Source organism: Taklimakanibacter lacteus (genome assembly GCA_003576695.1).
Taxonomy (GTDB): Bacteria; Pseudomonadota; Alphaproteobacteria; order Rhizobiales; family Aestuariivirgaceae; genus Taklimakanibacter; species Taklimakanibacter lacteus.
In genome coordinates, this window is record QOZQ01000009.1 from 1 (window position 1) to 21,315 (window position 21,315).

22 protein-coding genes are annotated in these 21,315 nt (G+C 62.0%); 2 read left to right on the forward strand and 20 right to left on the reverse strand.

What is annotated here, in order from left to right; all coding sequences use genetic code 11:
* Positions 1-107: 107 nt before the first annotated feature.
* The 18 genes from DT068_RS18220 to alr all read right to left on the reverse strand — a co-directional run bounded on the left by DT068_RS18220 (position 108) and on the right by alr (position 16,783).
* Complete coding sequence (locus DT068_RS18220; protein WP_119391317.1) at positions 108-428, reverse strand: PIN domain-containing protein; 321 nt, start codon at positions 426-428, stop codon at positions 108-110.
* The gene (locus tag DT068_RS18225) at positions 428-682 is read right to left on the reverse strand and encodes a type II toxin-antitoxin system Phd/YefM family antitoxin (protein ID WP_119391318.1); all 255 of its coding nucleotides are present in this window, start codon (positions 680-682) and stop codon (positions 428-430) included. Before DT068_RS18225 ends, DT068_RS18220 begins: the two co-directional genes overlap by 1 nt.
* 90 nt (positions 683-772) lie before the next feature.
* Complete coding sequence (locus DT068_RS18230; RefSeq protein WP_119391319.1) at positions 773-1,774, reverse strand: ABC transporter permease; 1,002 nt, start codon at positions 1,772-1,774, stop codon at positions 773-775.
* Between the two features lie 8 nt (positions 1,775-1,782).
* Positions 1,783-3,288, reverse strand: coding sequence for a sugar ABC transporter ATP-binding protein (locus DT068_RS18235; protein ID WP_119391320.1), 1,506 nt, complete (start codon positions 3,286-3,288; stop codon positions 1,783-1,785).
* Between the two features lie 114 nt (positions 3,289-3,402).
* Positions 3,403-4,353: a sugar-binding protein gene (locus DT068_RS18240; RefSeq protein ID WP_119391321.1), complete on the reverse strand. Its 951-nt coding sequence runs from the start codon at positions 4,351-4,353 to the stop codon at positions 3,403-3,405.
* 250 nt (positions 4,354-4,603) lie between these two features.
* Complete coding sequence (locus DT068_RS18245; RefSeq protein ID WP_368904812.1) at positions 4,604-5,338, reverse strand: SDR family NAD(P)-dependent oxidoreductase; 735 nt, start codon at positions 5,336-5,338, stop codon at positions 4,604-4,606.
* Positions 5,339-5,346: 8 nt separating this feature from the next.
* Positions 5,347-6,822, reverse strand: a complete 1,476-nt coding sequence (purF, locus tag DT068_RS18250) for an amidophosphoribosyltransferase (RefSeq protein ID WP_119391322.1) — start codon at positions 6,820-6,822, stop codon at positions 5,347-5,349.
* Positions 6,823-6,833: 11 nt separating this feature from the next.
* On the reverse strand, positions 6,834-7,568 hold the full coding sequence (locus DT068_RS18255) for a CvpA family protein (protein ID WP_119391323.1): 735 nt from the start codon (positions 7,566-7,568) through the stop codon (positions 6,834-6,836).
* 59 nt (positions 7,569-7,627) lie between these two features.
* Positions 7,628-9,019 carry a DNA repair protein RadA gene (gene radA / locus DT068_RS18260; RefSeq protein WP_119391324.1) on the reverse strand — a complete coding sequence of 464 codons (1,392 nt, stop codon included), beginning with the start codon at positions 9,017-9,019 and terminating at the stop codon, positions 7,628-7,630.
* A gap of 222 nt (positions 9,020-9,241) precedes the next feature.
* Positions 9,242-9,946, reverse strand: coding sequence for a peptide-methionine (S)-S-oxide reductase MsrA (msrA, locus tag DT068_RS18265; RefSeq protein ID WP_119391325.1), 705 nt, complete (start codon positions 9,944-9,946; stop codon positions 9,242-9,244).
* Positions 9,947-10,037: 91 nt separating this feature from the next.
* Positions 10,038-11,702 carry an amidohydrolase gene (locus DT068_RS18270; protein WP_119391326.1) on the reverse strand — a complete coding sequence of 555 codons (1,665 nt, stop codon included), beginning with the start codon at positions 11,700-11,702 and terminating at the stop codon, positions 10,038-10,040.
* A 260-nt stretch (positions 11,703-11,962) separates the two neighbouring features.
* A complete protein-coding gene (locus DT068_RS18275) occupies positions 11,963-12,316 on the reverse strand; it encodes a DsrE/DsrF/TusD sulfur relay family protein (protein WP_119391327.1) in 354 nt (117 codons plus the stop codon).
* A 7-nt stretch (positions 12,317-12,323) separates the two neighbouring features.
* The gene (locus tag DT068_RS18280) at positions 12,324-12,572 is read right to left on the reverse strand and encodes an SHOCT domain-containing protein (RefSeq protein ID WP_368904813.1); all 249 of its coding nucleotides are present in this window, start codon (positions 12,570-12,572) and stop codon (positions 12,324-12,326) included.
* Positions 12,573-12,704: 132 nt separating this feature from the next.
* Positions 12,705-13,115 carry an EF-hand domain-containing protein gene (locus DT068_RS18285; RefSeq protein ID WP_119391329.1) on the reverse strand — a complete coding sequence of 137 codons (411 nt, stop codon included), beginning with the start codon at positions 13,113-13,115 and terminating at the stop codon, positions 12,705-12,707.
* Positions 13,116-13,286: 171 nt separating this feature from the next.
* Positions 13,287-14,060 (reverse strand): N-acyl homoserine lactonase family protein, encoded by a 774-nt coding sequence (locus DT068_RS18290; RefSeq protein WP_368904814.1) that lies wholly within the window; start codon positions 14,058-14,060, stop codon positions 13,287-13,289.
* Positions 14,057-14,833: an ABC transporter ATP-binding protein gene (locus DT068_RS18295; RefSeq protein ID WP_119391330.1), complete on the reverse strand. Its 777-nt coding sequence runs from the start codon at positions 14,831-14,833 to the stop codon at positions 14,057-14,059. Before DT068_RS18295 ends, DT068_RS18290 begins: the two co-directional genes overlap by 4 nt.
* Positions 14,834-14,837: 4 nt before the next feature.
* Positions 14,838-15,611 carry an MlaE family ABC transporter permease gene (locus DT068_RS18300; protein ID WP_119391331.1) on the reverse strand — a complete coding sequence of 258 codons (774 nt, stop codon included), beginning with the start codon at positions 15,609-15,611 and terminating at the stop codon, positions 14,838-14,840.
* A complete protein-coding gene (alr, locus tag DT068_RS18305; protein ID WP_119391593.1) occupies positions 15,608-16,783 on the reverse strand; it encodes an alanine racemase in 1,176 nt (391 codons plus the stop codon). The genes DT068_RS18300 and alr overlap by 4 nt, the downstream gene beginning before the upstream one ends.
* Positions 16,784-16,826: 43 nt before the next feature.
* Here alr and DT068_RS18310 point away from each other — a divergent pair, with 43 nt between their 5' ends.
* On the forward strand, positions 16,827-17,894 hold the full coding sequence (locus tag DT068_RS18310; RefSeq protein WP_368904815.1) for an alpha/beta hydrolase: 1,068 nt from the start codon (positions 16,827-16,829) through the stop codon (positions 17,892-17,894).
* A gap of 69 nt (positions 17,895-17,963) precedes the next feature.
* Here the strand turns inward: DT068_RS18310 and DT068_RS18315 are convergent, their stop codons facing one another.
* Entirely contained in the window at positions 17,964-19,142 is a 1,179-nt protein-coding gene (locus DT068_RS18315) for an MFS transporter (RefSeq protein ID WP_119391594.1), read from the reverse strand.
* A gap of 413 nt (positions 19,143-19,555) precedes the next feature.
* Between DT068_RS18315 and DT068_RS18320 the strand changes: the two genes are divergently transcribed.
* Positions 19,556-20,677: a DNA-methyltransferase gene (locus DT068_RS18320; protein ID WP_119391333.1), complete on the forward strand. Its 1,122-nt coding sequence runs from the start codon at positions 19,556-19,558 to the stop codon at positions 20,675-20,677.
* Here DT068_RS18320 and DT068_RS18325 read toward each other — a convergent pair.
* A complete protein-coding gene (locus DT068_RS18325; RefSeq protein WP_119391334.1) occupies positions 20,648-21,256 on the reverse strand; it encodes a hypothetical protein in 609 nt (202 codons plus the stop codon). The two genes, DT068_RS18320 and DT068_RS18325, sit on opposite strands and share 30 nt — an antisense overlap.
* Between the last annotated feature and the right edge of the window lie 59 nt (positions 21,257-21,315).

Sequence of the window (21,315 nt, forward strand, 5' to 3'; positions counted from 1 at the left end):
TGGTGCCTATGCCTCGCCCGGCTGATCGGCTTTGCCCAAGCTGATGGGGAGACTGACACGCTCCACAATCCCCGGCCCCGGCTTATCCCAGCTTGAAATCAGCTTCTTCACGGGCGACCATCTACTGTCGGCCGCCGGTCTGACGTCGGCAGCACGCCTGCACGCAAGGCTATCGCGAGGTCGAACCCGATGATGCGGTCGGTGAATTCGGCGAGCACAATATCCTGCAACCACCTTTCGAGGTCAGCAACGAACGCGGGGTTTCTGCTTCGCTCTCGCTCAATCCCGAACTTAATTTCCATGATCGCTATGGAAGAGATGAACGCGTCGCGCATGTCGAAGTCGCGCAGAAACTTCTGGAACGCCTTATCCTGCCTCTCCGGCCGCCTAGCGGCCGATACGACATTGGTATCCAGAAGATAACGCATCAGAAGCTGGCATCGCGGTCATCGAAGGTCAGGCGCTCTGGCGCGAAATCTCCTTCGGCGGTTGCCTTGGGATCGCGCAGGGCATCAAAGAGGCTCTTGGGCTTCTTCCAATTGGCCTCAAACTCGGCATAGCGCATGAGCACATAGGCGGCTTCGCCATGGTCGGTTATGACCAGGGGGCGCTCATCGGCTTCCTTCTTCGCCTTGCTCGGATTCTGGTTGAAGGAAGCGCTGGTCATATAAGTGACGCGCATCGGAGCTTCATGTAGTACATTCATAAGAAAATATACTACATATTCTTCGATTTGCAAGCCTTCGCAGATAAGGGAAACAATTACAAAGAGTTAGGTTTGTCTTTCGGCAGCCGGCTGAGCCACGGTTTTCGTCCGCCCGAAGATCTGTCCGAAGCCGCCGCGCCGCATGATCTGCTGGTCGGCCAGGACGCCGATCAGGATGACGGTGCCGATCACGGCGAAATTGAGCGAGCTCGGAATTCCCAGGAGATTGACGAGGTTCTGCAGCACCTGCAGCAGGATGGTGCCGAGCACGATGCCGAGCACCGAACCTTCGCCGCCGCGCAAGGAACAGCCGCCGAGCACCGCCGCGGCGATGGCATAGAGCTCGTAGAAATTGCCATGCGAGGCGGGCGAGATCGAGCGCGTATACATGGCGAGGAAGATCGCGGCGAGGCCGGCAAGCCCGCCGCAGATGATATAGGCCGCGGCAATCACCCGCCCGGTGCGGATGCCGGAATAGCGGGCCGCTTCCTCGTTCTTGCCGACCGCGAAAAGATAGCGCCCGAAGATCGAGCGGTGCAGCACGATGCCCATGATGACGGCGATGATGATGAAGGCGATGAAGCTGTGCGGTATGCCGAAAGTGCGTCCCGCCACCAGCCATTCGAGCATGGGGAAGCTGGTGCCGAAGGCGAAGCCCGCGGTCGCATCCTCGGTATAGAAGCGCGCGATGCCGCGATAGATCAGGAGACCGCATAAGGTGACGATGAAAGGCTGCATGTTCATCCGCGTGACCAGGAAGCCATGCAATGAGCCCAGCAACAGTCCTGCCAGCACGATGAGCAGGAAGGCCAGCATCCAGCTCACATCATAGGTCGACAGGAGGTCGATGAAGATGACGCCGAGGAGCGCGAACATCGAACCGACCGACAACTCGATGCCGCCGGTGATGATGACGAAGCCGACGCCGATCGAGAACAGGCCGTAGAGTCCGATGAGATTCATCGTGTTGGAGAGATTGATCGGCGACAGGAAGCGCGGATTGATGAAGGCGACGACGGCGCCGACCACCAGGATCAGGATTAACAGGCCGAGGTCTTTCTTGAGCATTGCCTATCCTATTGCAGACTTTGGCCGACCGCCAGTTTGAGGACATTGTCTTCGCTGAACCTGTCGCGCTCGAGGAAACCGCTGATCCGGCCCTCATGCATGACCGCCATCCGGTCGCTCACCCCGATGACCTCCTCCATGTCGCTCGAGATCATCAGGATCGCGACCCCCTGGTCGCTCAAGTCCCGCATCAGCTCGTAGATCTCCTGCTTGGCGCCGACATCGACGCCGCGGGTCGGCTCATCGAAGATGATGACTTTGGGCCGCATGGAAAGCCATTTGGCGAGCACGACCTTCTGCTGGTTGCCGCCCGACAGGGTACCGGCCGCCGCCATGACGGAGCGGGTCTTGATATTGAGCCGCTTGCGCTGGCGCTCGGCATTCTCGGCCTCGGGCGCAGGCTGCATCAGGAAGCTTTTCGTGTAACTCACGAGATCTGGCAGCGATATGTTCTCCGAGATCGAGACGTCGAGCAGCAGGCCCGAACGCTTGCGGTCCTCCGGCACCAGGAAGAGCCCATTGTCGATGGCTTCGCGCGGCGAGGTGATGGCAACCGGCCTGCCGGCGAGCTTCACGTCGCCGCCAAGCTTGTGGTCGATGCCGAACAGCGCGCGGGCAAGCTCGGTGCGGCCCGAGCCGACCAGCCCGGCAAGCCCCAGTATCTCGCCCTGCCGCAGGCTCAGGCTTACATTCTGCTCGGGGAAGGTGCTGGTTCGGACCTGATCGAGAGCCATCGCTTCTGCCCGCGGTGGCGCAGCGGGGGCAAGATAGAGCGATTTCAGGCTGCGCCCGATCATCAGCCGGATCATGGCGTCATGGCGGATCTCGCCTTGGCCGAGCTCGCCGACCTTGCGTCCGTCGCGCAGCACAATGACCCGGTCGGCGCATCTTTCAACCTCATGCAGGCGGTGCGAGATGAAGATGACGCTGACGCCACGCGTTTTGAGATCGGCGATGACCTTGAGAAGCCGGTTGGTTTCGCTGACCGTGAGGCTCGACGTCGGCTCATCCATGATCACGAGCCGCGCATCGAGGGACAAGGCCTTGGTGATCTCGACCAGCTGTTGCTGCGCCAGCGACAGCTGGGCCACCGGCGTAGCCGGCGAGAAATCCACGCCCAGCAGATGGAGGAGCTTTCCGGTCTCGGCATGCATGGTGCGGTTGTCGACCAGCCGGAACGGCCCTCCGGTCGAGGGTTCGCGGCCAATGAACACATTCGCCGCCACATCGAGATTTTCGAAGAGGTTGAGTTCCTGATGCACGAAGGCGATGCCGGCGCGTGACGCCTCGTTGACCGTAAGGGCCGGGCAGGGCGCTCCGGCAATGCGGATCACGCCCTTGTCCGGCGTGACCACACCCCCCAGGATCTTCATGAGGGTCGACTTGCCGGCGCCATTCTCGCCGACCAGCCCGATGACTTCGCCGGAAGCGACACTGAAGCTGATGCCGTCCAGGGCCTGGACCCCGGGATAGGCCTTGCTGATGTCGCTGAGATCCAGGAACGGCTCGGCCATTGCGCGGGTGGGAGTCTCAGCAGCGCTCTGTGTCATGCAGGGCTGAAATCTCGGACGATTTTGCTTGGGATGCAAGCGGCCGGCGCCCCGAAGCGCCGGCCGCGAAACCCGGGGCTATTTGCCGACCCGGGCCTTCAGTTCCGCTTCAAAGGCATCGACATTGCCTTTCTCGATGACCTGCCCGGGCACGATGATGAGGCCGTCCGCCGGAATACCGGATTTGTCACCCTCTAGAACCTTCGCCATCAGCTTCATGCCCTGATAGCCCCATTCATAAGGATTCTGGACGACGGTACCCTCGATCGTGCCTTCGCGCACGCCGCCCAGCGTGATCGGGTCTTCATCGAAGCCGATGACCTTGATCTGGCCGAGCTTGCCCGATTCCTTCAGCACTTCATAGATGCGCGGCGTGTTGTACGAATAGAAGCCGATCATGCAGTTGACGTCGGACATCGCGGAGAGCGTGTCCTCGACATTGCGCTTGGCGCGCGTCTGGTCGATGTCGTCGCCGCGCACGTCGACGAGCTCGACCTTCGAGCCTTTGATGACGTCCTTGACCCCTTCGATGCGCTCGCGCGCATTGTCGGCGCCGGGCAGGCCCACGAAGCCCACGCATTTGCCGCCTTCGGGCAGGGCCTTGAGGACGAGCTTGCCGGCATCCTTGCCGAGCTCGACATTGGAGCTGCCGATATAGGCGAGGCGCTTGCTTTGCGGCGCGTCGCTGTCGGTGGTGAACAGCGGTACCTGGCCGCCGACCCGGTCGAGCGCCTCGGTCGAGGTCTTGGGATCGATGGCGCTCACCATGATGGCGGAAACACCGGCGGCGACCAGGTCGTCCATCAGGCGCTGCTGGATCGCGGCGGCAGCCTGTTCGGGATATTTGAGCTCGAGATTGTAGTTCGGCAGTTCTTCCTGGGCCTTCTTGACGCCCGCCTCGGCGATCTTCCAGAAGTCGGACGCACCGTTCACCACGAAAGCGAGCGTCTTCTTGTCCTGGGCGCCGGCGCTCATCGTCATCGACAGAGCGATGGCGAAAGCTGCACCGGCCATGAGCATGCGTTTCATTGCAGTCCTCCCTTGATAGCCGCCGCGTTGGCCGCTGGCGGCAATGCCACTATTAGTCTTATTTGTATGACAAAAGCTAGGCGATTACGCGCAAGCCGTCAACATGCCGGTTCGTTAAGCTGAATCTGCCAGCGTGATCGGCTTGCCTTTGATTTGCGCAAGACGTGACTGTCGCAAGGTGATGAGATTCAATCAGCCCGTCACCGCATTCCATCAGGTAGTTGCAATAGGGGTCGACTTTGATCGTGGTCTAGTGTTCGAACTTGAACAGTCCCGTGGGGGCGTATTTGTAGATCGCCCCATTGTCCCTGAAAGACGGCAGGCACATTTCCACGAGTTGGGCTGCGACCTCATCGGCCGACGGCAAGGTCAGAGGATCCTCGCCCGGCATCGCCAATGCCCGCATGCGCGTGCGGGTAGGCCCGGGACTGAACATGTTGGCGGTCACCGTGGTGGTGGCGACCTCGGCGGAATAGGTCTTGACCAGCGCCTCGAGCGCGGCCTTGGAGATGGAATAGGTGCCCCAATAGGCGAAGGTCTTATGGGCGGCGCCCGACGTCAGGAACACGGCGCGCCCGCCATCCGAGCGCTTGAGCAGCGGATCGAGCGAGCGGATGAGCCGCCAGTTGGCGGTCACATTCACCGCCATCACCTCATCCCAGCTCTTGGGCTCGATATGACCCAAGGGCGACAGCTTGCCGAGAATGCCGGCATTGCCCACCAGGATGTCGAGCCTGCCCCAGCGCTCATGGATGGCGGCCCCCAGCCGGTCGAGGGCCGGGAAATCCTTGATATCGGCCGGCACCAATGTGGCCGAGCCGCCCAGCGCCTTGATCTCGTCATCAAGCTCTTCGAGCCCGCCTTGCGTGCGGGCAAGAGCGATGACATGGGCGCCTTTCCTGGCAAGGGCGAGGGCGGCCGATTTGCCAATGCCGCGCGACGCACCGGTGACGACCGCGATGCGGTTCTCGAGTTCTCTGGCCATGATGTCTTTCAGCCGGCCTCGGCGAGGAGCGACAGCTGCTGCTTGGCGGATTCGCCGATGATGTCGGTGAGATGGGTCGGATAGTCGCCGGTGAAGCAATGATCGGTGAATTGCGGCCGGACCGGGTCGCGCCCGTCATGGCCGACCGCGCGATAGAGGCCGTCGACCGAGAGGAAGGCGAGCGAGGTGACGCCGATATAATCGCGCATCTCTTCCAGCGTGTGCGTCGCCGCAAGCAGCGACTTCTGCTCCGGCGTATCGATGCCGTAGAAATCGGGATGCCGGATCGGCGGGCAGGCGATGCGCATATGAACTTCACGGGCACCCGCCTCATACATCATGCGCACGATCTTGACCGAGGTGGTGCCGCGCACGATCGAGTCATCGACGAGCAGCACGCGCTTGCCGCTGATCACGGCGCGGTTGGCATTGTGCTTGAGCTTGACGCCGAGCGCCCGGATGGTCTGGGTCGGCTCGATGAAGGTGCGGCCCACATAGTGGTTGCGGATGATGCCGAGCTCGAAGGGAATTCCGGCCTCTTGCGAGAAGCCGAGCGCCGCCGGCACGCCCGAATCCGGCACCGGGATGATGACATCGACATCTGCGGGCGATTCCTGGGCCAGCTGGCGGCCGAACTGCTTGCGCACTTCATAGACCGAGCGGCCGCCGAGGATGCTGTCGGGACGCGAGAAATAGACATATTCGAAGACGCAAGGGCGCGGATGCATGCGCGGGAACGGCCTGAGCGATTCCACGCCGTCTTCCGAGATGACGATCACTTCGCCATTCTCCACCTCGCGCACGAACCGCGCGCCGATGATGTCAAGTGCGCAGGTTTCCGAGCACAATATATAGGCGCCGTTGAGCTCGCCGAGGATCAGCGGCCTTATCCCCAAGGGGTCGCGCGCGCCGATGAGCTTCTTGTTGGTCATGGCGACCAGCGAATAGGCACCTTCGAGGGCCCGCAGCGCATCGATATAGCGCTCGACGATGCGCGGCTTCTGCGAGCGGGCCACGAGATGAAGGATCACTTCCGTGTCGGAGGTCGACTGGCAGATGGCCCCCTGCGCCACGAGCTCGCGCCGCAAGGTGAGGCCGTTGGTCAGATTGCCGTTGTGGGCGACCGCAAGGCCGCCGGCCGAAAGCTCGGCGAACAGCGGCTGCACATTGCGCAGGATGGTCTCGCCGGTCGTCGAGTAGCGCACATGGCCGAGCGCCACGCGCCCTTGCAGGCGCTTGATGGTGTTCTCGCTGGAGAAATGATCGCCAACCAGGCCGAGACGGCGTTCCGAATGGAAGCGCTCGCCGTTGAAGGCGACGATGCCGGCGGCTTCCTGGCCGCGATGCTGCAAGGCATGCAGGCCGAGGGCGGTCAGCGCCGCCGCGTCGTCATGCCCGAAGATTCCGAAGACACCGCATTCCTCGCGCAGCGTATCGCCGTCCAAATCGAAATTGAATTCGGGATTGCCACCGGGCGCCGCCATCACATCTGTCCTCAGTTGGGGTTGCTCTGGCCGCCGAAATCCGGCTGCTCCTGATTGTCGGGAGGCGGCGAACTCTGCTGTTGCTGCCCTTGCGTTCCCTGGATGAGCTGGTCGAGGCCTTGCGACTCGTTCTTCTTGTAGCCTTCCTCGTCCGGCGCCGCCGTCGTCGTATCGCCGGTACCGGTCTGCGCCGCCGGCGTCTGCTGCGTCGTTGTCGTCGGCTGGTTGCCGAGGATCGATGAATTGGTCAGCGTCTCGGCGATGTCGGGTGGCACCAGCGAGAGGATCACTTCGCCCACCGACTGGATGACCGGCAGCGAGCGCGCGTTCTTCACCCACTCCTCCTGGCGGTCGGCGGGAATGAACCAGCCATAGAAGAGATAGGCAATGACCACCAGCACCAGGCCGCGCCCCAGGCCATAGAAGAAGCCGAGCGTGCGATCGAAGGCGCCGGCGGCGGAATCGACCACCACGTCCGAGAGCTTCACGCTGATCAGCGACACGATGATCAGTATAATGAGGAATGCGCTGCCGCCGACCGCGATCTTGGCGACGATCTCGGGCTGCAGATACTGGCCGGCAAAGGCGATCGCCTCCTTCGAATGGATGGCGAAATAGGCCGCCACCGCCGCGGCACCCCAGGCGATGAGCGAGAGCACCTCGCGGGTGAAGCCGCGCATCAGCGCGAGCAATCCCGAAATGAGCATGATGCCGGCAAGAATGAGATCGAGCAGTTGAAATGGCATTAGCCAGACCGTCCGGATGGAGTTGATCGCGATCTTATAGGCAGCTTTTGTGGCATGGGCTAGGCGATTCGGGCGAGGCCCCTTGGTTGCGCCGCGGCCCAGGCGACAAGGTCTGCGATTGTCTCCAAAGGCTTGATTTTAAAGCCTTTTGGGCTAGAAAGCTCGGGCCGCGCGGCGGTCACAGCTTCTTTAAGACCAAGCTTCTGTGCCTCTTTGACACGCGCCTCCGCAAGGCTCACGGGACGGATGGCGCCCGAGAGAGCGATTTCGCCGAAAAGCGTTGTGCCATGGGGAACGATCGTGCCGGTGAGGGAGGAGAGAAGGGCTGCCGCCACGGCCAGGTCGGCAGCGGTTTCCTTCACTTTGAGCCCGCCCGCGACATTGAGGTAGACATCGTGATTGCCGATCTGGACCCCGGCGCGCGCCTCGAGCACGGCCAGCACCATGGCCAGCCGGTTGGCGTCCCAGCCCACCACGGTGCGCCGCGGATTGCCGAAGGGCGAAGGCGAGACCAGGGCCTGGACCTCGATGAGGAGCGGTCGGGTGCCTTCCACGCCGGCAAAGACGGCCGAGCCCGGAGTCGGGTGCTCGCCCGATCCCATGAAGAGGCGCGACGGGTTGGCGACCTCCTTGAGCCCGCCATCCGACATTTCGAACACGCCGATCTCGTCCGTCGGGCCGAAGCGGTTCTTGACGGCGCGCAGGATGCGGAACTGGTGGCCGCGATCGCCTTCGAAATAAAGGACCGTGTCGACCATGTGCTCGATGACCTTGGGGCCGGCGATCTGGCCGTCCTTGGTGACATGGCCGACGAGCAGGATGGTCGTGCCTTTCTGCTTGGCGAAGCGGATGAGCGCTTCCGATCCCGCCTTGAGCTGCGAGACGGTGCCGGGGGCTGCGTCAATGACCGGCGACCACACGGTCTGGATGGAATCGATGACGGCAATGGCCGGCGGATCGCCTTCCGCCAGGGTGGCTACGATGTCGGAGGCATTGGTCTCCGCGGCGAGCAGAACGGCGGTATCGGCGATGCCGAGCCGCTCCGCCCTGAGCCGGACCTGGGCGATCGCTTCTTCGCCCGAGACATAGATCACGCGGCGGCCGCGATTGGCGAGCGCCGCCATGGCCTGAAGCAGGAGAGTGGATTTGCCGATGCCGGGGTCGCCGCCGATGAGCACGCCCGAGCCCGGCACGAAGCCGCCGCCCGCCACCCGGTCGAGTTCGGCGATGCCGGTTTCGATGCGGGCAGGGGCTGCCGTTTCACCCTTCAGGCCGACAAGGCGCGAGACCCGGCCCTTGGGCAGGCTCGCACCTTTGGCGCCCGACAACGGCGTGGGGGCGGCCTCCTCGATGATCGTGTTCCATTCGCCGCAATTGTCGCAGCGTCCCGCCCATTTGGACGAGACCGCGCCGCAAGACTGGCAGACGAATTGCGAGGAGGCTTTAGCCATGGATAAGGGAGATAGGGCCCGCTCTGAGTCAGCGCAAGAGTTGGATCCCGCAGCCCGGTGGCTGGCCGACGTCAAGCGGCCAGCGGGAAGAGAGGACCGGAGTACATCCGTCCTGATCCTCTCACATCAACCTGGAGGCATGACGTCGCCTCGGGATTGAAGCCAATGGGGCTGGGGTGCCCTGAAATAGGGACGGCCAGGCGCCTTTTCAAGGGGTGGCGATCAGTTCGACATGCCCGCTTCCGAGACCAGCACCGGATCGTCGCGGTAGAGAGCTGGAAACAGCTGCTTCAGGTTCTCCACCTTGGGCAGGTCGTTATAGATGATGTAGAGGGATGTCGGATTGAGCGTCAGGTAATCCTGGTGATAGTCCTCGGCCGGATAGAAGGCGCGGTCTGGCTCGATCGTTGTGACGATCGGCTTTTCGAACAGCTTCGTCTGGTCGAGCTGAGCAATATAGGCCTTGGCGACTTTCGCCTGCTCGTTGCTCACGGGGAATATTGCCGAGCGATATTGGGTTCCCTTGTCCGGTCCCTGGCGGTTCAGTTGCGTCGGGTCATGCGCGACGGAGAAGTAGATCTGCAGGATGCGGCCATAGCTGATCTGGGCCGGATCGAAGGTGATCTTGACCGATTCCGCATGCCCGGTCGTGTCGCTGCCGACCATCCCGTAATTCGCCGTGCCCGCCTCGCCGCCGGCATAGCCGGACACCGCATTGGTGACGCCCTTCACATGCTGAAAAACACCCTGCACACCCCAGAAGCAGCCGCCGGCCAGGATGGCTGTCTCCGTCTGGGCCATGGCGGCGGCCCCGTCCATGGCGGGCGGTGGAATCTCGATTCCTTCCTTGGCAGTCGCCAGGCCGGCACCGCCGGCAAGGAGCGTGGCGAGCAGTGCCAGAAGGTGGATCGGGCGCGATGAAAGCATGGACGTTCCCTTTCGAGATACCGATGCCGATCAATACGCGATACGGGGCCTCGCTGTTACGCCGATCACGGGGTGTTGAATGGAATGCAGGTCAGGCCGTGAAGGTGATCCTGCCGTCGCAGATGGTGACCGCCGGCTTGATCGACGAGAGCTCGGAAGGAGGCGTCACCTTGATATCGCCGTCGAGCACCACCACGTCGGCGAGCAGGCCTGTCTTCAGCCGGCCCTTCTTGCCTTCCGCGAATTCGGCATAGGCACCATCCGAGGTGAAGGCGGCGATCGCCTCCATCAGGCCCTGGGCTTGCGGCGGGCAGTCGGGCGCAAGCGGCACCTGCGTCATCGCCGACTGCATGCCGAGGAAAGGATCGAGCGGCGAGACCGGCCAGTCGGAAGAGAAGCTCATATGGGCGCCCGCCTCGCGCATCGTCTGCCAGGCATAGGCGAAGGGAAGCTTTCGGCCGATCCGCTCGCGGCAGGGCTCGATCAGCCCGCCCGGGACGCCCAAGCCCACGATCGGCTGCATCGAGGCCGTGACGCCCAGTTCCTTGAAGCGTGGGATATCGGCAGGGGCGATGACTTCGATATGCTCGATGCGGTGGCGCGAGTCGCGTTTGCCATTGGCCTTGCGTGCCGCCTCATAGCCGTCGAGCGTGCGCCTGACCGCGCCATCGCCGATCGCATGCACGGAGATCTGCAAGCCGTGCTTGTCGGCACGCGTCGCCACGTCATTGAACTGTTCGGCGGTGAAGAGCGGCTGGCCGCGCTCGCCCGGATGGTTGGGATAGTCATCGAGCATCAGCGCCGTCATGGATTCGAGCACGCCATCCATGAAGATCTTGACGCGCCCCGAATAGAGCATGTCGTCATTGTAGCGCCAGCGCATCTCGATCGCTTCGTCGACGCGCTCGGGAGCGAAGTAGTTCTTCTGGTGCCACGGCACCTGTACCCGGCAGGTGAGGTCGCCGTCCTTGCGCAACCGATCGAGCAATTCGAGCTGGTAGAAATTGCCGTCCATATTGTGGATGGAGGTGATGCCGAGCGAGGCGCAATAGGCGAGTCCGCGCCTGAGCGCCGCCATGTCGATCTGACGCTGCGCCGCGGTTGCCGGCGGCACCGGATCCTCGCCTGTCGTCAGGCCGAGTGATTCGCGCCCCTGGGTCGGCGTCAGCGCGAAGACCGGCGCAAAGGCCGCCATTTCCTTGAGCTCGCCGGTGGCGAGTCCGTCCGGCCCCATCACGATCTCGTTGCCGGGTGGCAGCTCCCGGCCGGAAAGCAGCCCGGCCGCCCTCAGGGCCGCCGTGTTTGCCCATACCGTGTGATGGTCGAAGCAGCACAGGATGAAGGGACGGTCCGGCAGGATATGGTCGAGATCCTGTCTTGTGATCACGCCGCTGGACCGGATCGCCATGTAATTGGCGCCATTGGCGACGACGAGCTTGTCCTCGGGCCGCGCCGCCGAATAGCTCCGCACCGCGCTGGTCAGGGGCTCGATGCCTTCGAGCCCTGTCACCATCAGGCTGTCGAGCTCGACCGATCCCGGGAAAATATGCATATGGCTCTCGATGATGCCGGGCAGCACGGTCTTGCCTTTGGCGTCGATCACCCGCGTATGGCTGGCCCTGAGGCCTGCCATATCATCCCGTGCGCCGACGGCGAGAAGCCGGCTTCCGCTGATCGCCAGCGCTTCGGCGCGGGGCCTGGCGCCATCTATGGTCAGGATGCGGGCATTGGTGATGATGATGTCGGCTGCGGGCATGATGGGATCCTGGCGGGAAAGGGGGCCTGAAATTGCCCGCTTGAATTTTATTCGGCAAGCCCCCACACTAGGGACGGTTTCAACAATCGAAAGGAGGTGATCCGATGTCGAGTGAGTTCACTGCGTTTATCAGGCTCGAGCGGATCGCAGCGGAGGCTCCTGGCCTTATCTGATTGATTCGTTATTCGGGATGCTGATCAACGCATCTCACGGGAAGGGCCGCCTCGTGCGGCCCTTCTTTGTTCCCAGCTCTCGCCGGATCAGAATACCAGCACCTTGTCTGCGGCAGCTGTCATCTCCGCGAGCTCGATCATGGTGCTGCGCCGCGCGCCGGCCGTGATGTCGGCTTCGGTCAGGCCGCGCGCATCCATGCAGGTGCCGCACAGCAGGACTTGTCCCTTGGTGGCGACGAGCCCCTTCAGCATGCGCTCGATATTGTAGTAACCGTCGGGTGTCTTCTGGCCGGTCTTCGCAGCCGCCACGGCATCGGCCATCAGAAACACCGTAACGACGGCCGCTGGCTCGCCCTTGGTGAGGGCGAGGGCGAGGCGCAGGCCGTTGTAGCAACGCTCGGTGCCGTAAGGTGGATCATTCAGGATGAGCAGGATCCGCATCGATGGCCTAGTCGCCGAGCACGCGGCGGCGCTCCTCGAACTCCTGCTTGTCGATCTCGCCGCGCGCGAAACGCTGCTTGAGAATGTCGAGCGGCGTGCGGTCGGACACAGGGTAGCGTGTGGTCGTCGTCTCCTGCCATGGTCCGCCCAGCCGGCGGACGAGAAGGACCACGACAGCAATTGCGATCGCGAGGACGAGGATCATAAACAACGGGCCGAACATCATCGCGTGCCACCCTTCACCCCACCACATCATGCGCGGCCCCCATGCATAATGCTCGGCGTCTGACGGCGCTTGAGCCCATGCTAAGCCGGGTGTGAGGAACAGGACGGCGCCTATCCCACCCGCGATCGGAGCAAGACGTTCGTGCATCGGAAAACTCCATTGCTACTCCCGCATGAAGGTCTGAAGCTCTTCCGGTGTCACTTTGCCATCCTTGTCGGCGTCGACCTTATCGAAGATTCGCTTGTGCAGGGCCGTAACCTCCTCGAACGAGAGCCCGCCATCACCGTTGGTATCGGCAATCGCGAACATGATCTTCATCATGTGCCCGCGCATGGGCATCATTGCGCCCATCATGCCCGGCTGCATCATGCCCCCCATCATGCCGGAACCCATGCCTCCCATCATTCCCGGCCCCATCTGGCCCATCATGCCACCCTGTCCTTGCCCAGCCATATTTTCCGGCTCAGCGGGATGATGCTCCTCAGGAGTGGTTGTTTGGCCGAAGGCTCCAGCGGTCATGGCTGCGGCGACGGCCGCGGCAAACACAGCCGCGCGTGGCAATGTAATCAGCATCTCGGCATTCTCCTTGCCTCATAGGGTTCCGGCAGTCCGGCCGCACGAGTTCACTGCGGAGGACCGGCAAACTGCCGGCCATGTTCAAATGCCAATATAGGCCTCAGCTGGCGTGATGCATTTGCGCTGGATCAATTCCAGGAAATCAGCTTCGAGCGGGGAATGGACAATCTATTCGACCCATTGCGGTGCGTGCGGGATGGTGGCGCACTGCTCGGCATCGTGATTGATCCACAGCTGCGCCTTCTTCGACTTGATGATCCGGTCGATCTTGTCCATCGAGGCTTTTGTCTGTTCGGCATCGAAGTTGAAGCTCGGCACACGCCGGTGGACGAAGCTTTTCTCGAAATGCGCGACATCGCCGCTCAATATGACGGTGCCCGATTTCGGCAAGCGGACTGCCAGTGAGCAATGACCCGGCGTATGGCCGGGTGTCGCGATGAGACGGATCGAGCCGTCGCCAAACACGTCATGGTCACCATCGATGATCTCGGTCGGATTGTTGCGCAGGGTTTTATAGAGACCGGGGTCATAACCATGTTCATCATGGTCAGGGCCGAACATCGCGTCATATTCTTTCCGGTGCACGATCCATTTCGCTTTCGGGAACAGGCGGACATTGCCGATATGATCGAAATGGGCGTGCGACAGGATCAGTGTCGTCACATCGGCGGGATCGACGCCGATTTCGTCGAGCTGCGACTTGAGTGTCCGTTTCACCACGCCGCGGATGCCATGGGCGATGATTTTGCCGCCCGGAACTTTGGCCAATTCGTCATCCGAGCCGGTGTCCCACAGGATCCATTCACCGCTGCGGCGGATGAGGTAGGCGTTGCAGGGCAAGATCACCGGCTTGCCGACATCGATGCCCGGCGTATACATCGAAGCATCGGCAACTTCGGCAATGCCGCCATCAAGAGCATAGATGCGCTCGACCGGCGTCACGCCTTCAGCACTTCCATCTGGATAGGCCCTTCGGCACGGCCATGGATGAACTGGTCGACATAAGGGTTGCCGCTGGAGTCGACAGCGCGCGCCGGACCCTGCCAGACGATCTCGCCCTTGTGGATCATGGCGATGCGGTCGGCGATCTTGCGCGCCGAGGCCATGTCATGGGTGATCGAGATGGTCGTGGCGCCGAGCCGCTTCACGCAGTCGACGATGAGATTGTTGATGACATCCGCCATGATCGGGTCGAGGCCGGTGGTCGGCTCGTCGAAGAAGATGATCTCGGGGTCTGCCGCCACCGCGCGGGCGAGGCCGACACGCTTCTGCATGCCGCCCGAAAGCTCGGCCGGATAGAGCGCGCCCACTTCGGGTCCAAGCCCTACCTGCCTGAGCTTCTCTATGGCGATGTCGCGCGCTTCAATGCGCGGCGTGTTGCGGCCCTGGATGAGGCCGAAGGCGACATTCTCCCAGACGGGAAGCGAGTCGAAGAGGGCAGCCCCCTGGAACAGCATGCCGAAACGCAGCAGGAACTGGTCGCGCTCCTTGCCGCTGAGCTTCGTCACTTCCTCGCCGCCAATGGTGATCGATCCCGAATCGGGACGGATGATGCCGAGGATGGTCTTGATCATCACCGACTTGCCGGTGCCGGATCCGCCGATGACGACCAGCGAGCGGCCCTTGGGCACCGAGATATTGATGCCGTTCAGCACATGCTTGGGGCCGAAGGCCTTGCGCACGTCCTTGAGCACGATGTGGCCATTCTCCTCCATCAGGTCACTCCGAGAACAGCAATGAGGTGAGGGCGAAATTGGCGGCGAGGATGAGGATCGCCGAGCTCACCACGGCGTTGGTGGTGGCGCGGCCGACGCCCTGCGCGCCGCCTTTCGAATTGAAGCCGTGATAGCAGCCCATCAGCGTGATGATGAAGCCGAAGACGGCGGCCTTGATGAGGCCCGAGGTCACGTCATCGAGATGCAGGAAGTCGACGGTGTTCTTGATATAGGCGAAGGAATTGAAGCCGAGCGAGCGCGTGCCGACAATATAGCCGCCCATGATGCCGATCGTATCGGCGATGCCGACCAGGATGGGCAGCGTGATGACGCCGGCGACGATGCGCGGGCCCACGAGATATTTGAACGGATTGGTGGCAAGCGTGGTCAAGGCGTCGATCTGCTCGGTGACGCGCATGGTGCCGAGCTCGGCCGCGATGGACGCGCCGACCCGGCCCGCCACCATGAGGCCGGCAAGCACGGGGCCGAGCTCGCGCGTGATGCCGAGCGCCACGATGGTGGAGACGAGGCTTTCGGCATTGAAGCGCGAGCCGCCGAGATAGATCTGCAAGGCCAGCGCGCCGCCGGTGAAGAAGGCGGTGAGGCCGACGACGGGCAGCGAATTGTAGCCGATGCGCAGCATCTGCTCGAGGATCTGGCGCACATAGATGGTGGGCGTGAGGCCCTGCAGCAACGCATCCTTGAGGAAGATGACGATGCGCCCGATCTCGGCGAGGAGGGCCAGGACGACGCGGCCCAGATTGGCGAGGAAATTCACGGGATGGGAGCCTTGGGGGTTTGCGATTCGCCCCCCGAATATAGACGGGTGAAGCGCTGGCCTAAACGGGTGAGGAGTTCATAGGAGATGGTTCCCGCCCATTCTGCCGTTTCATCGATGGCAATATTGCGGCCGATGAGTTCCGCTCTTGTTCCGCGCCGGCAGCTGTCGATCGGCACGCCCGTGACATCGACGGCCATCATGTCCATCGACACGCGCCCGATCACCGGGCAGCGCCGGCCGCCGATGAAGACCTGGGCGGGTCCGTTGGTGGCGCGCGAGCTCAGGGAACGCGGCACGCCGTCCTTATAGCCCGCCCCCAGCACCGCGATGCGCGTCTGGCGCGTCGCCCGCCAGGTGGCGCCATAACCCACGCTCTCGCCGGCCGCGATCTCGCGCAGCTGCAGCACGGTGCCTTCGAGATGGGCGACGGGCAGCATCGGATTGGCCGCCGGCGCCACCGGATTGCCGCCATAGAGCGCGATGCCGGGCCTGACCAGGTCATGGCGGTATTCGCTGCCCAGGAAGATGCCGCTCGAATTGGCGAGGCTTGCCGGAATGCCGGGCAGGCGCCGGCGCAAGGCATCGAAGGCGCTCTTCTGCCGGCCATTGAGCGGATGGTTCGGCTCATCGGCGCAGGCGAGATGGCTCATCAGCAAGGTGAGGTTGAGGCGCGCCATGATCTCATTGTTGGAGATCAGGGCCTCGAAGGCGGGACCTGAGAAGCCCAGCCGGTTGATGCCGGTATCGACATGGATGGCGCAGGGCAGGTTGCGGCCATATTGGGTGCCGAAGGCCGCCCATTCGCGCGCCTCATCGATGGTGATGAGGGCAGGGCGCAGGTCTTCGCGCGCGTAAAATTCGGCCTGGCCGGGAAACAGCCCATCGAGCACATAGATGACGGCCTCGCGCGGCAGGAGGCTGCGCAACTCGCCGCCCTCCATTGGCCGCGCCACGAAGAAGGTGCGGCAGCCCGCCGTCCACAAGGCCCTGGCGACCTGCGCGACGCCGAGCCCATAAGCATTACCCTTGACCGCGGCCCCGCATTCGGCCGGCGCCGCCTTGGCGGCGAGTCGCTTCCAGTTCTCCCGGATGGCCTCGAGATCGACGGTCAATATGGCGCCGGCCAGGTCGGTGGGCGGGCCGCTGATATGGGCATTGTTGGAGCTCATGGCCTGCGCATAAAGCGTCAAACGGCCGGGGATGCAACCCTCTTTGCGCTTCCGGCGGCAACCTGCTTCCGGGGATCGGACGCTGGTGCTAGGATACAGCGCCTTGCAGGGAGGACCCGTGTTGCTGAGAAAGGCAGTGCTTTTGGCCATCGGCACGGTCGTCACCCTTGCCGTAGGCGTGTACGCCGCCTTCCAGCTTAGCCCTTGGCCGTCGGTTCTGCTGATCCGCCATGCCTTCGCCAATAACGGTGCTGAGGTTGCCGCCTCGATTGCGCCGCTTGTGCCGCAAGGCATTGTTGCCCAACGTGGTCTGAGCTACGCGCCGGACGACGGCGATGCCCTGTTTGACGTCTTTGCGCCACCCGACGCGCAAGGGCCGTTGCCAGCGGTCATTTGGGTGCATGGCGGTGGATTCATCGGGGGATCACGCGCCGAGCTCTCGGGCTATCTGCAGATCCTCGCCGCGCAAGGCTTCGTGACGGTTGCCGTCGATTATTCGCTTGCCCCCGGGGCGCAGTTTCCCACGCCCTTGCGGCAGGTCAATGCCGCGCTGGCGCATGTCCTCGCCAATGCCGGTCGTTTCGACATCGACCCGCAACGGATATTCATCGCGGGTGATTCAGCCGGCGCGCAAATTGCCGCGCAAACGGCGCTCATTATCTCCGATGCGGGTTATGCGCGCGGCCTGGGAATAGAGCCAGGCATTTCGCGCGACTCTCTGCGCGGCCTTGTGCTCTATTGCGGCCCTTACGATCCGGCCACGATGAATTTTGATGGCCCGTTCGCCGGTTTCATGCGCACGGTGATCTGGTCATATCTTGGCACGCCCGATCCGCGCGACGCACGCGTCGCCCGGATGGCGGTGGCGCCGCATGTGACCTCCGCTTATCCCCCCGTCTTCATTTCTGTCGGCAATGCCGATCCTCTGGCGCCGCAGTCGACGGGCCTCGCTGATGCGTTGCGTGCGCATGGCGTCGAGGTCGATGCGCTTTTCTACCCCGCCGATCATGTCCCGCCGCTCGATCATGAATATCAGATGCTGCTCACCACCGACGCAGGCCGCCTTGCATTCGATCGTTCGGCCGCATTCCTGAAGGCGCATGCGAACTGAACGGCTTGCGGCCGCCGACATGGGTGCGGACAGGTGGGCCTGCGCACCAGCCAGGGATGCGAGGAGATATCAGCTGAGCGCGTCGGCGGGCTTACGTTCGGTCGCACGGGCGCGCAGCAAGGCGAGCGCCAGCTCGGCAAGGGCGAAGGCCAGCACGACGGCAAGGAAGCCCGGAATACCGACAGTCACGATCATCCAGCCGCCGAGCACCGGGAAGCCGAATATGCCGAGGAAATAGGCAATGACGAACCAGGTAAGGGCCGCGCTGCGCTGCTCGGGTGGCGCGTCATTGACGGCCTGCGTCTGGATGACGGTATAGACCAGCCCATAGCCGAGGCCGAGCAGGACGGCGCTGGTGATCTGGACGGGAAGTCCAAGCGCCAGGGCGAAGGCGGCGGCGACGCCGAGGCTCATGAGGACCAGCAGGATGATCGACGCCCGGTCGCCATCGGCGCGGCTGATGATCGGCGCCAGGATGAAGCGCGCCACCACGACGGTGACGGCGTAGGCGGCGAAATAGGTGCCGGCCTCAAGGCCGCTGCCGCGCACCAGCGACGACTGGAAGGTGAGCATGCCGCTGAACACGCAGGCGCCAAGCCCCACCATCAGGATAGGGTAGCGGGCGCGCGAGGCGAAGAGCGCGGGCAGCGACTGCACCCAGTTGCCGCTTTGCGCCTGGCCCTGGCGCGCTTGCGGCGACAGAATCTCGAAAGTGAGAAGCAGAAGCGCCGCGAGAAGGGTAGCGGTGGCGATCACGCCGAAGGCGCCGGCGGTCGTGAGATCGATATGAGTGACCAGCGCCGAGGCGATGATCGGGCTGAAGCCGATGCCGGCCATCTGGAAGGCGCCGAAACGGGTGAACCAGAAACCGCGGTCCTGGTCGCTGACGCGCTCCGACAGCGCCATGGGGCCGGCGAGATAGAAGATGCCCCAGCCCAGCCCGATGAAGAAGTCGGCCACCGCAATGAGTGGCGTCAGGGTGGTGAGGAGGGTCAGGAAACCATAGCCCGCCGCCACCGAGACGGCGCCCATGGCCGCCATGCGCGCCGCCTTGAGTCGTTTCGCATACCAGCCGACCAGCGGCACGCCGATCAGCGTTCCGATCATGGCGCCGCCCGATGTCGTGCTGGTGTCGATCTCGCTGCCGCCCAGGGCGCGGAAATGCTCGGTCAGCAGGAAAGTCGCGCCATAGCCGGCAGCGGTCAGCAAGGTGCCGATGAAAAGAAAATAGGCGTGCGATGCGCGCATGATGAGCCCGAAATCAGACGGCTCGACATTGCGCACAAAAGCTATCGGCTCGGTACGACCACTTTCATCCGAGCAGTCGAGACCAGTTCGGGAACTGGGCAAGTGTCTCCCAACACCCGCAGGCAGGACCTCCTTGATAACTCCCGGTCCATTCGCAATCCGACACCGCGGGCCACTGGCCGTAGTCTCAGGGTTTTTTTGGTGGCGAGTGCTGATCTTGCCACGACAGAGAATTTAAAGCGCTTAATCCCTCAAATCGTGTGAACGCAACCCTGGCTTAGTAGCGTCCGTTTGCGCCTGTGTGCAACGATAGATTAAGTTTAAGAAAGAGTCTCGCTAAAGTTGTATAATGTACCTTTGACGTCCAGACGTCAGAGGGTGTAATCAGAGGCCATTGTCTGGAGAATCAGTTTATGCGCCGAGCACCGGGAATCGTTAGAGATTCCATTATCGGATATTTATCAGCGGCGGAAAGTGCCTCCTTGGCTGAAATTCAGGAAGCTCTTTCACTACGGATTGGCGGTGTTCCAACATCCTCTGTGAGATCATATTTGAATCTGAATACCCCGCACCTGTTCGAACGAACCGCGCGTGGACACTACCGCCTCAAAAACGGGTGTGATCAAAGTCCGAACGAAGCAGCTGAGCAGAGCTTCAAGATAGATCGAGCAACCTTGCTGCAGGCGGAATGTTTCGAATGGCTCCGCTCATGTGAGCCCCGGTCGGTGCAGGCGGTCGTTACAGATCCTCCGTACGGTCTCGTGGAGTATACCGATGGTGAACAGGCTAAACTGCGCGAAGCGCGCGGAGGGGGGATATGGCGTGTGCCTCCTTCGTACGATGGACATAAGCGATCACCGCTCCCACGATTCACGGTGCTAAATGACGGAGAACGCGCTGCCCTACAGGATTTCTTCTTTGAGTTTGGTAAACTTGTACTGCGTGTTACCGTTCCCGGTGCAAATGTCATTGTAGCAAGCAATCCCTTGCTTGTGCACTTAGTTGCCAATGCAATGAGTCAAGCAGGGCTTGAGCTGCGGGGTAACATCGTGCGGCTAGTCATGACAATGCGCGGCGGTGACAGACCCAAGAATGCGCATAATGAGTTTCCAAACGTTAGCGTTATGCCTCGATCAATGTTCGAACCTTGGGTCATTCTGCGTCACCCATTGGAGGGGCGGGTACAAGACAATCTTCGGAGGTGGAAGACGGGAGGCTTTCAACGGATCTCAGACACCAAACCGTTTGGTGATGTTATAAAATCCAGTCCGACGTCACCAAGAGAAAGAAAGATTGCGCCGCATCCTTCTTTAAAGCCTCAGCTGTTTCTGAGGCATCTGGTGCGCTCGGTGCTGCCACTGGGGGAAGGAGTTGTTTTGGATCCCTTCGCAGGCTCTGGCTCGACACTCGCGGCGGCTAACGCAATAGGGTATGCGAGTATTGGTATTGAAAAGGATGCCAGTTTCGTGAAGATGGCACGCAAAGCCATTCCTCAGCTTGCTGCCTTATCGATCCAACATGTAGACCCAATTTGAACGCAATTTCTGGATCCCCGCACGATCTAGTGTGGCTGTTCGTGTACCCAATTCACTTCTGGCGTTTCTACGGAAATCGTTCTCGGTGACATGAGCTATGTAAACTTCCATAAACTTCATGGGAGCTCTTCTTACTGCTGGCTCAGTGGCGTGATCTGTTTGATACACAAACACACACATGTACTGCTCGCGTGCTCCATGTGTATCTACAGCTCCACCTGGTTTGCGAGTGCTCTTAATTTCAACGCCGTCAGTTCCGCTCCGCACTGAGTTGTTGGGATATATACCCTGCACTACTAGATCGGGGTGGCCGTTGAAATGCTTGTTCTCAACAAGAGATCGAGCGTGTCTTGCCATTGATGCTGTCAGCATGTCCGAAATCATGCCCGACATCGCTGCAGGGCGAAGCATATCGTCAAGCCGATGAAGTCCTCGACCCAACAACAAGTTGTTTACGTCATAGAAGAAATCATAAACATCCTGCATTGCAATCTCAAAATCTTTGAGCCGCAACTGATAAGGCAAGGACACTTTTGGGTTGAACTTTCCGGCGTTTACCGTTTCGCGATCCACAGTCATTGTTGCTCCGGTTTTTCCCAAATATTGTTATGAGACGAAACAGGGTTTCGTCCAGTCCA

Excerpts from the sequence above, each read along its gene's own strand:
- purF (WP_119391322.1), bottom strand. The coding sequence starts at position 6,822 with ATGGCGGCGCCCGGTGGCAATCCCGAATTCAATTTCGATTTGGACGGC.
- DT068_RS18245 (WP_368904812.1), bottom strand. The coding sequence starts at position 5,338 with ATGGCCAGAGAACTCGAGAACCGCATCGCGGTCGTCACCGGTGCGTCG.
- DT068_RS18275 (WP_119391327.1), bottom strand. The coding sequence starts at position 12,316 with ATGCGGATCCTGCTCATCCTGAATGATCCACCTTACGGCACCGAGCGT.
- alr (WP_119391593.1), bottom strand. The coding sequence starts at position 16,783 with ATGAGCTCCAACAATGCCCATATCAGCGGCCCGCCCACCGACCTGGCC.
- DT068_RS18285 (WP_119391329.1), bottom strand. The coding sequence starts at position 13,115 with ATGCTGATTACATTGCCACGCGCGGCTGTGTTTGCCGCGGCCGTCGCC.
- DT068_RS18235 (WP_119391320.1), bottom strand. The coding sequence starts at position 3,288 with ATGGCCGAGCCGTTCCTGGATCTCAGCGACATCAGCAAGGCCTATCCC.
- DT068_RS18255 (WP_119391323.1), bottom strand. The coding sequence starts at position 7,568 with ATGCCATTTCAACTGCTCGATCTCATTCTTGCCGGCATCATGCTCATT.
- DT068_RS18220 (WP_119391317.1), bottom strand. The coding sequence starts at position 428 with ATGCGTTATCTTCTGGATACCAATGTCGTATCGGCCGCTAGGCGGCCG.
- DT068_RS18270 (WP_119391326.1), bottom strand. The coding sequence starts at position 11,702 with ATGCCCGCAGCCGACATCATCATCACCAATGCCCGCATCCTGACCATA.
- DT068_RS18325 (WP_119391334.1), bottom strand. The coding sequence starts at position 21,256 with ATGACTGTGGATCGCGAAACGGTAAACGCCGGAAAGTTCAACCCAAAA.
- DT068_RS18320 (WP_119391333.1), top strand. The coding sequence starts at position 19,556 with ATGCGCCGAGCACCGGGAATCGTTAGAGATTCCATTATCGGATATTTA.
- DT068_RS18315 (WP_119391594.1), bottom strand. The coding sequence starts at position 19,142 with ATGCGCGCATCGCACGCCTATTTTCTTTTCATCGGCACCTTGCTGACC.
- msrA (WP_119391325.1), bottom strand. The coding sequence starts at position 9,946 with ATGCTTTCATCGCGCCCGATCCACCTTCTGGCACTGCTCGCCACGCTC.
- radA (WP_119391324.1), bottom strand. The coding sequence starts at position 9,019 with ATGGCTAAAGCCTCCTCGCAATTCGTCTGCCAGTCTTGCGGCGCGGTC.
- DT068_RS18295 (WP_119391330.1), bottom strand. The coding sequence starts at position 14,833 with ATGGAGGAGAATGGCCACATCGTGCTCAAGGACGTGCGCAAGGCCTTC.
- DT068_RS18230 (WP_119391319.1), bottom strand. The coding sequence starts at position 1,774 with ATGCTCAAGAAAGACCTCGGCCTGTTAATCCTGATCCTGGTGGTCGGC.
- DT068_RS18240 (WP_119391321.1), bottom strand. The coding sequence starts at position 4,353 with ATGAAACGCATGCTCATGGCCGGTGCAGCTTTCGCCATCGCTCTGTCG.
- DT068_RS18225 (WP_119391318.1), bottom strand. The coding sequence starts at position 682 with ATGCGCGTCACTTATATGACCAGCGCTTCCTTCAACCAGAATCCGAGC.
- DT068_RS18280 (WP_368904813.1), bottom strand. The coding sequence starts at position 12,572 with ATGATGTGGTGGGGTGAAGGGTGGCACGCGATGATGTTCGGCCCGTTG.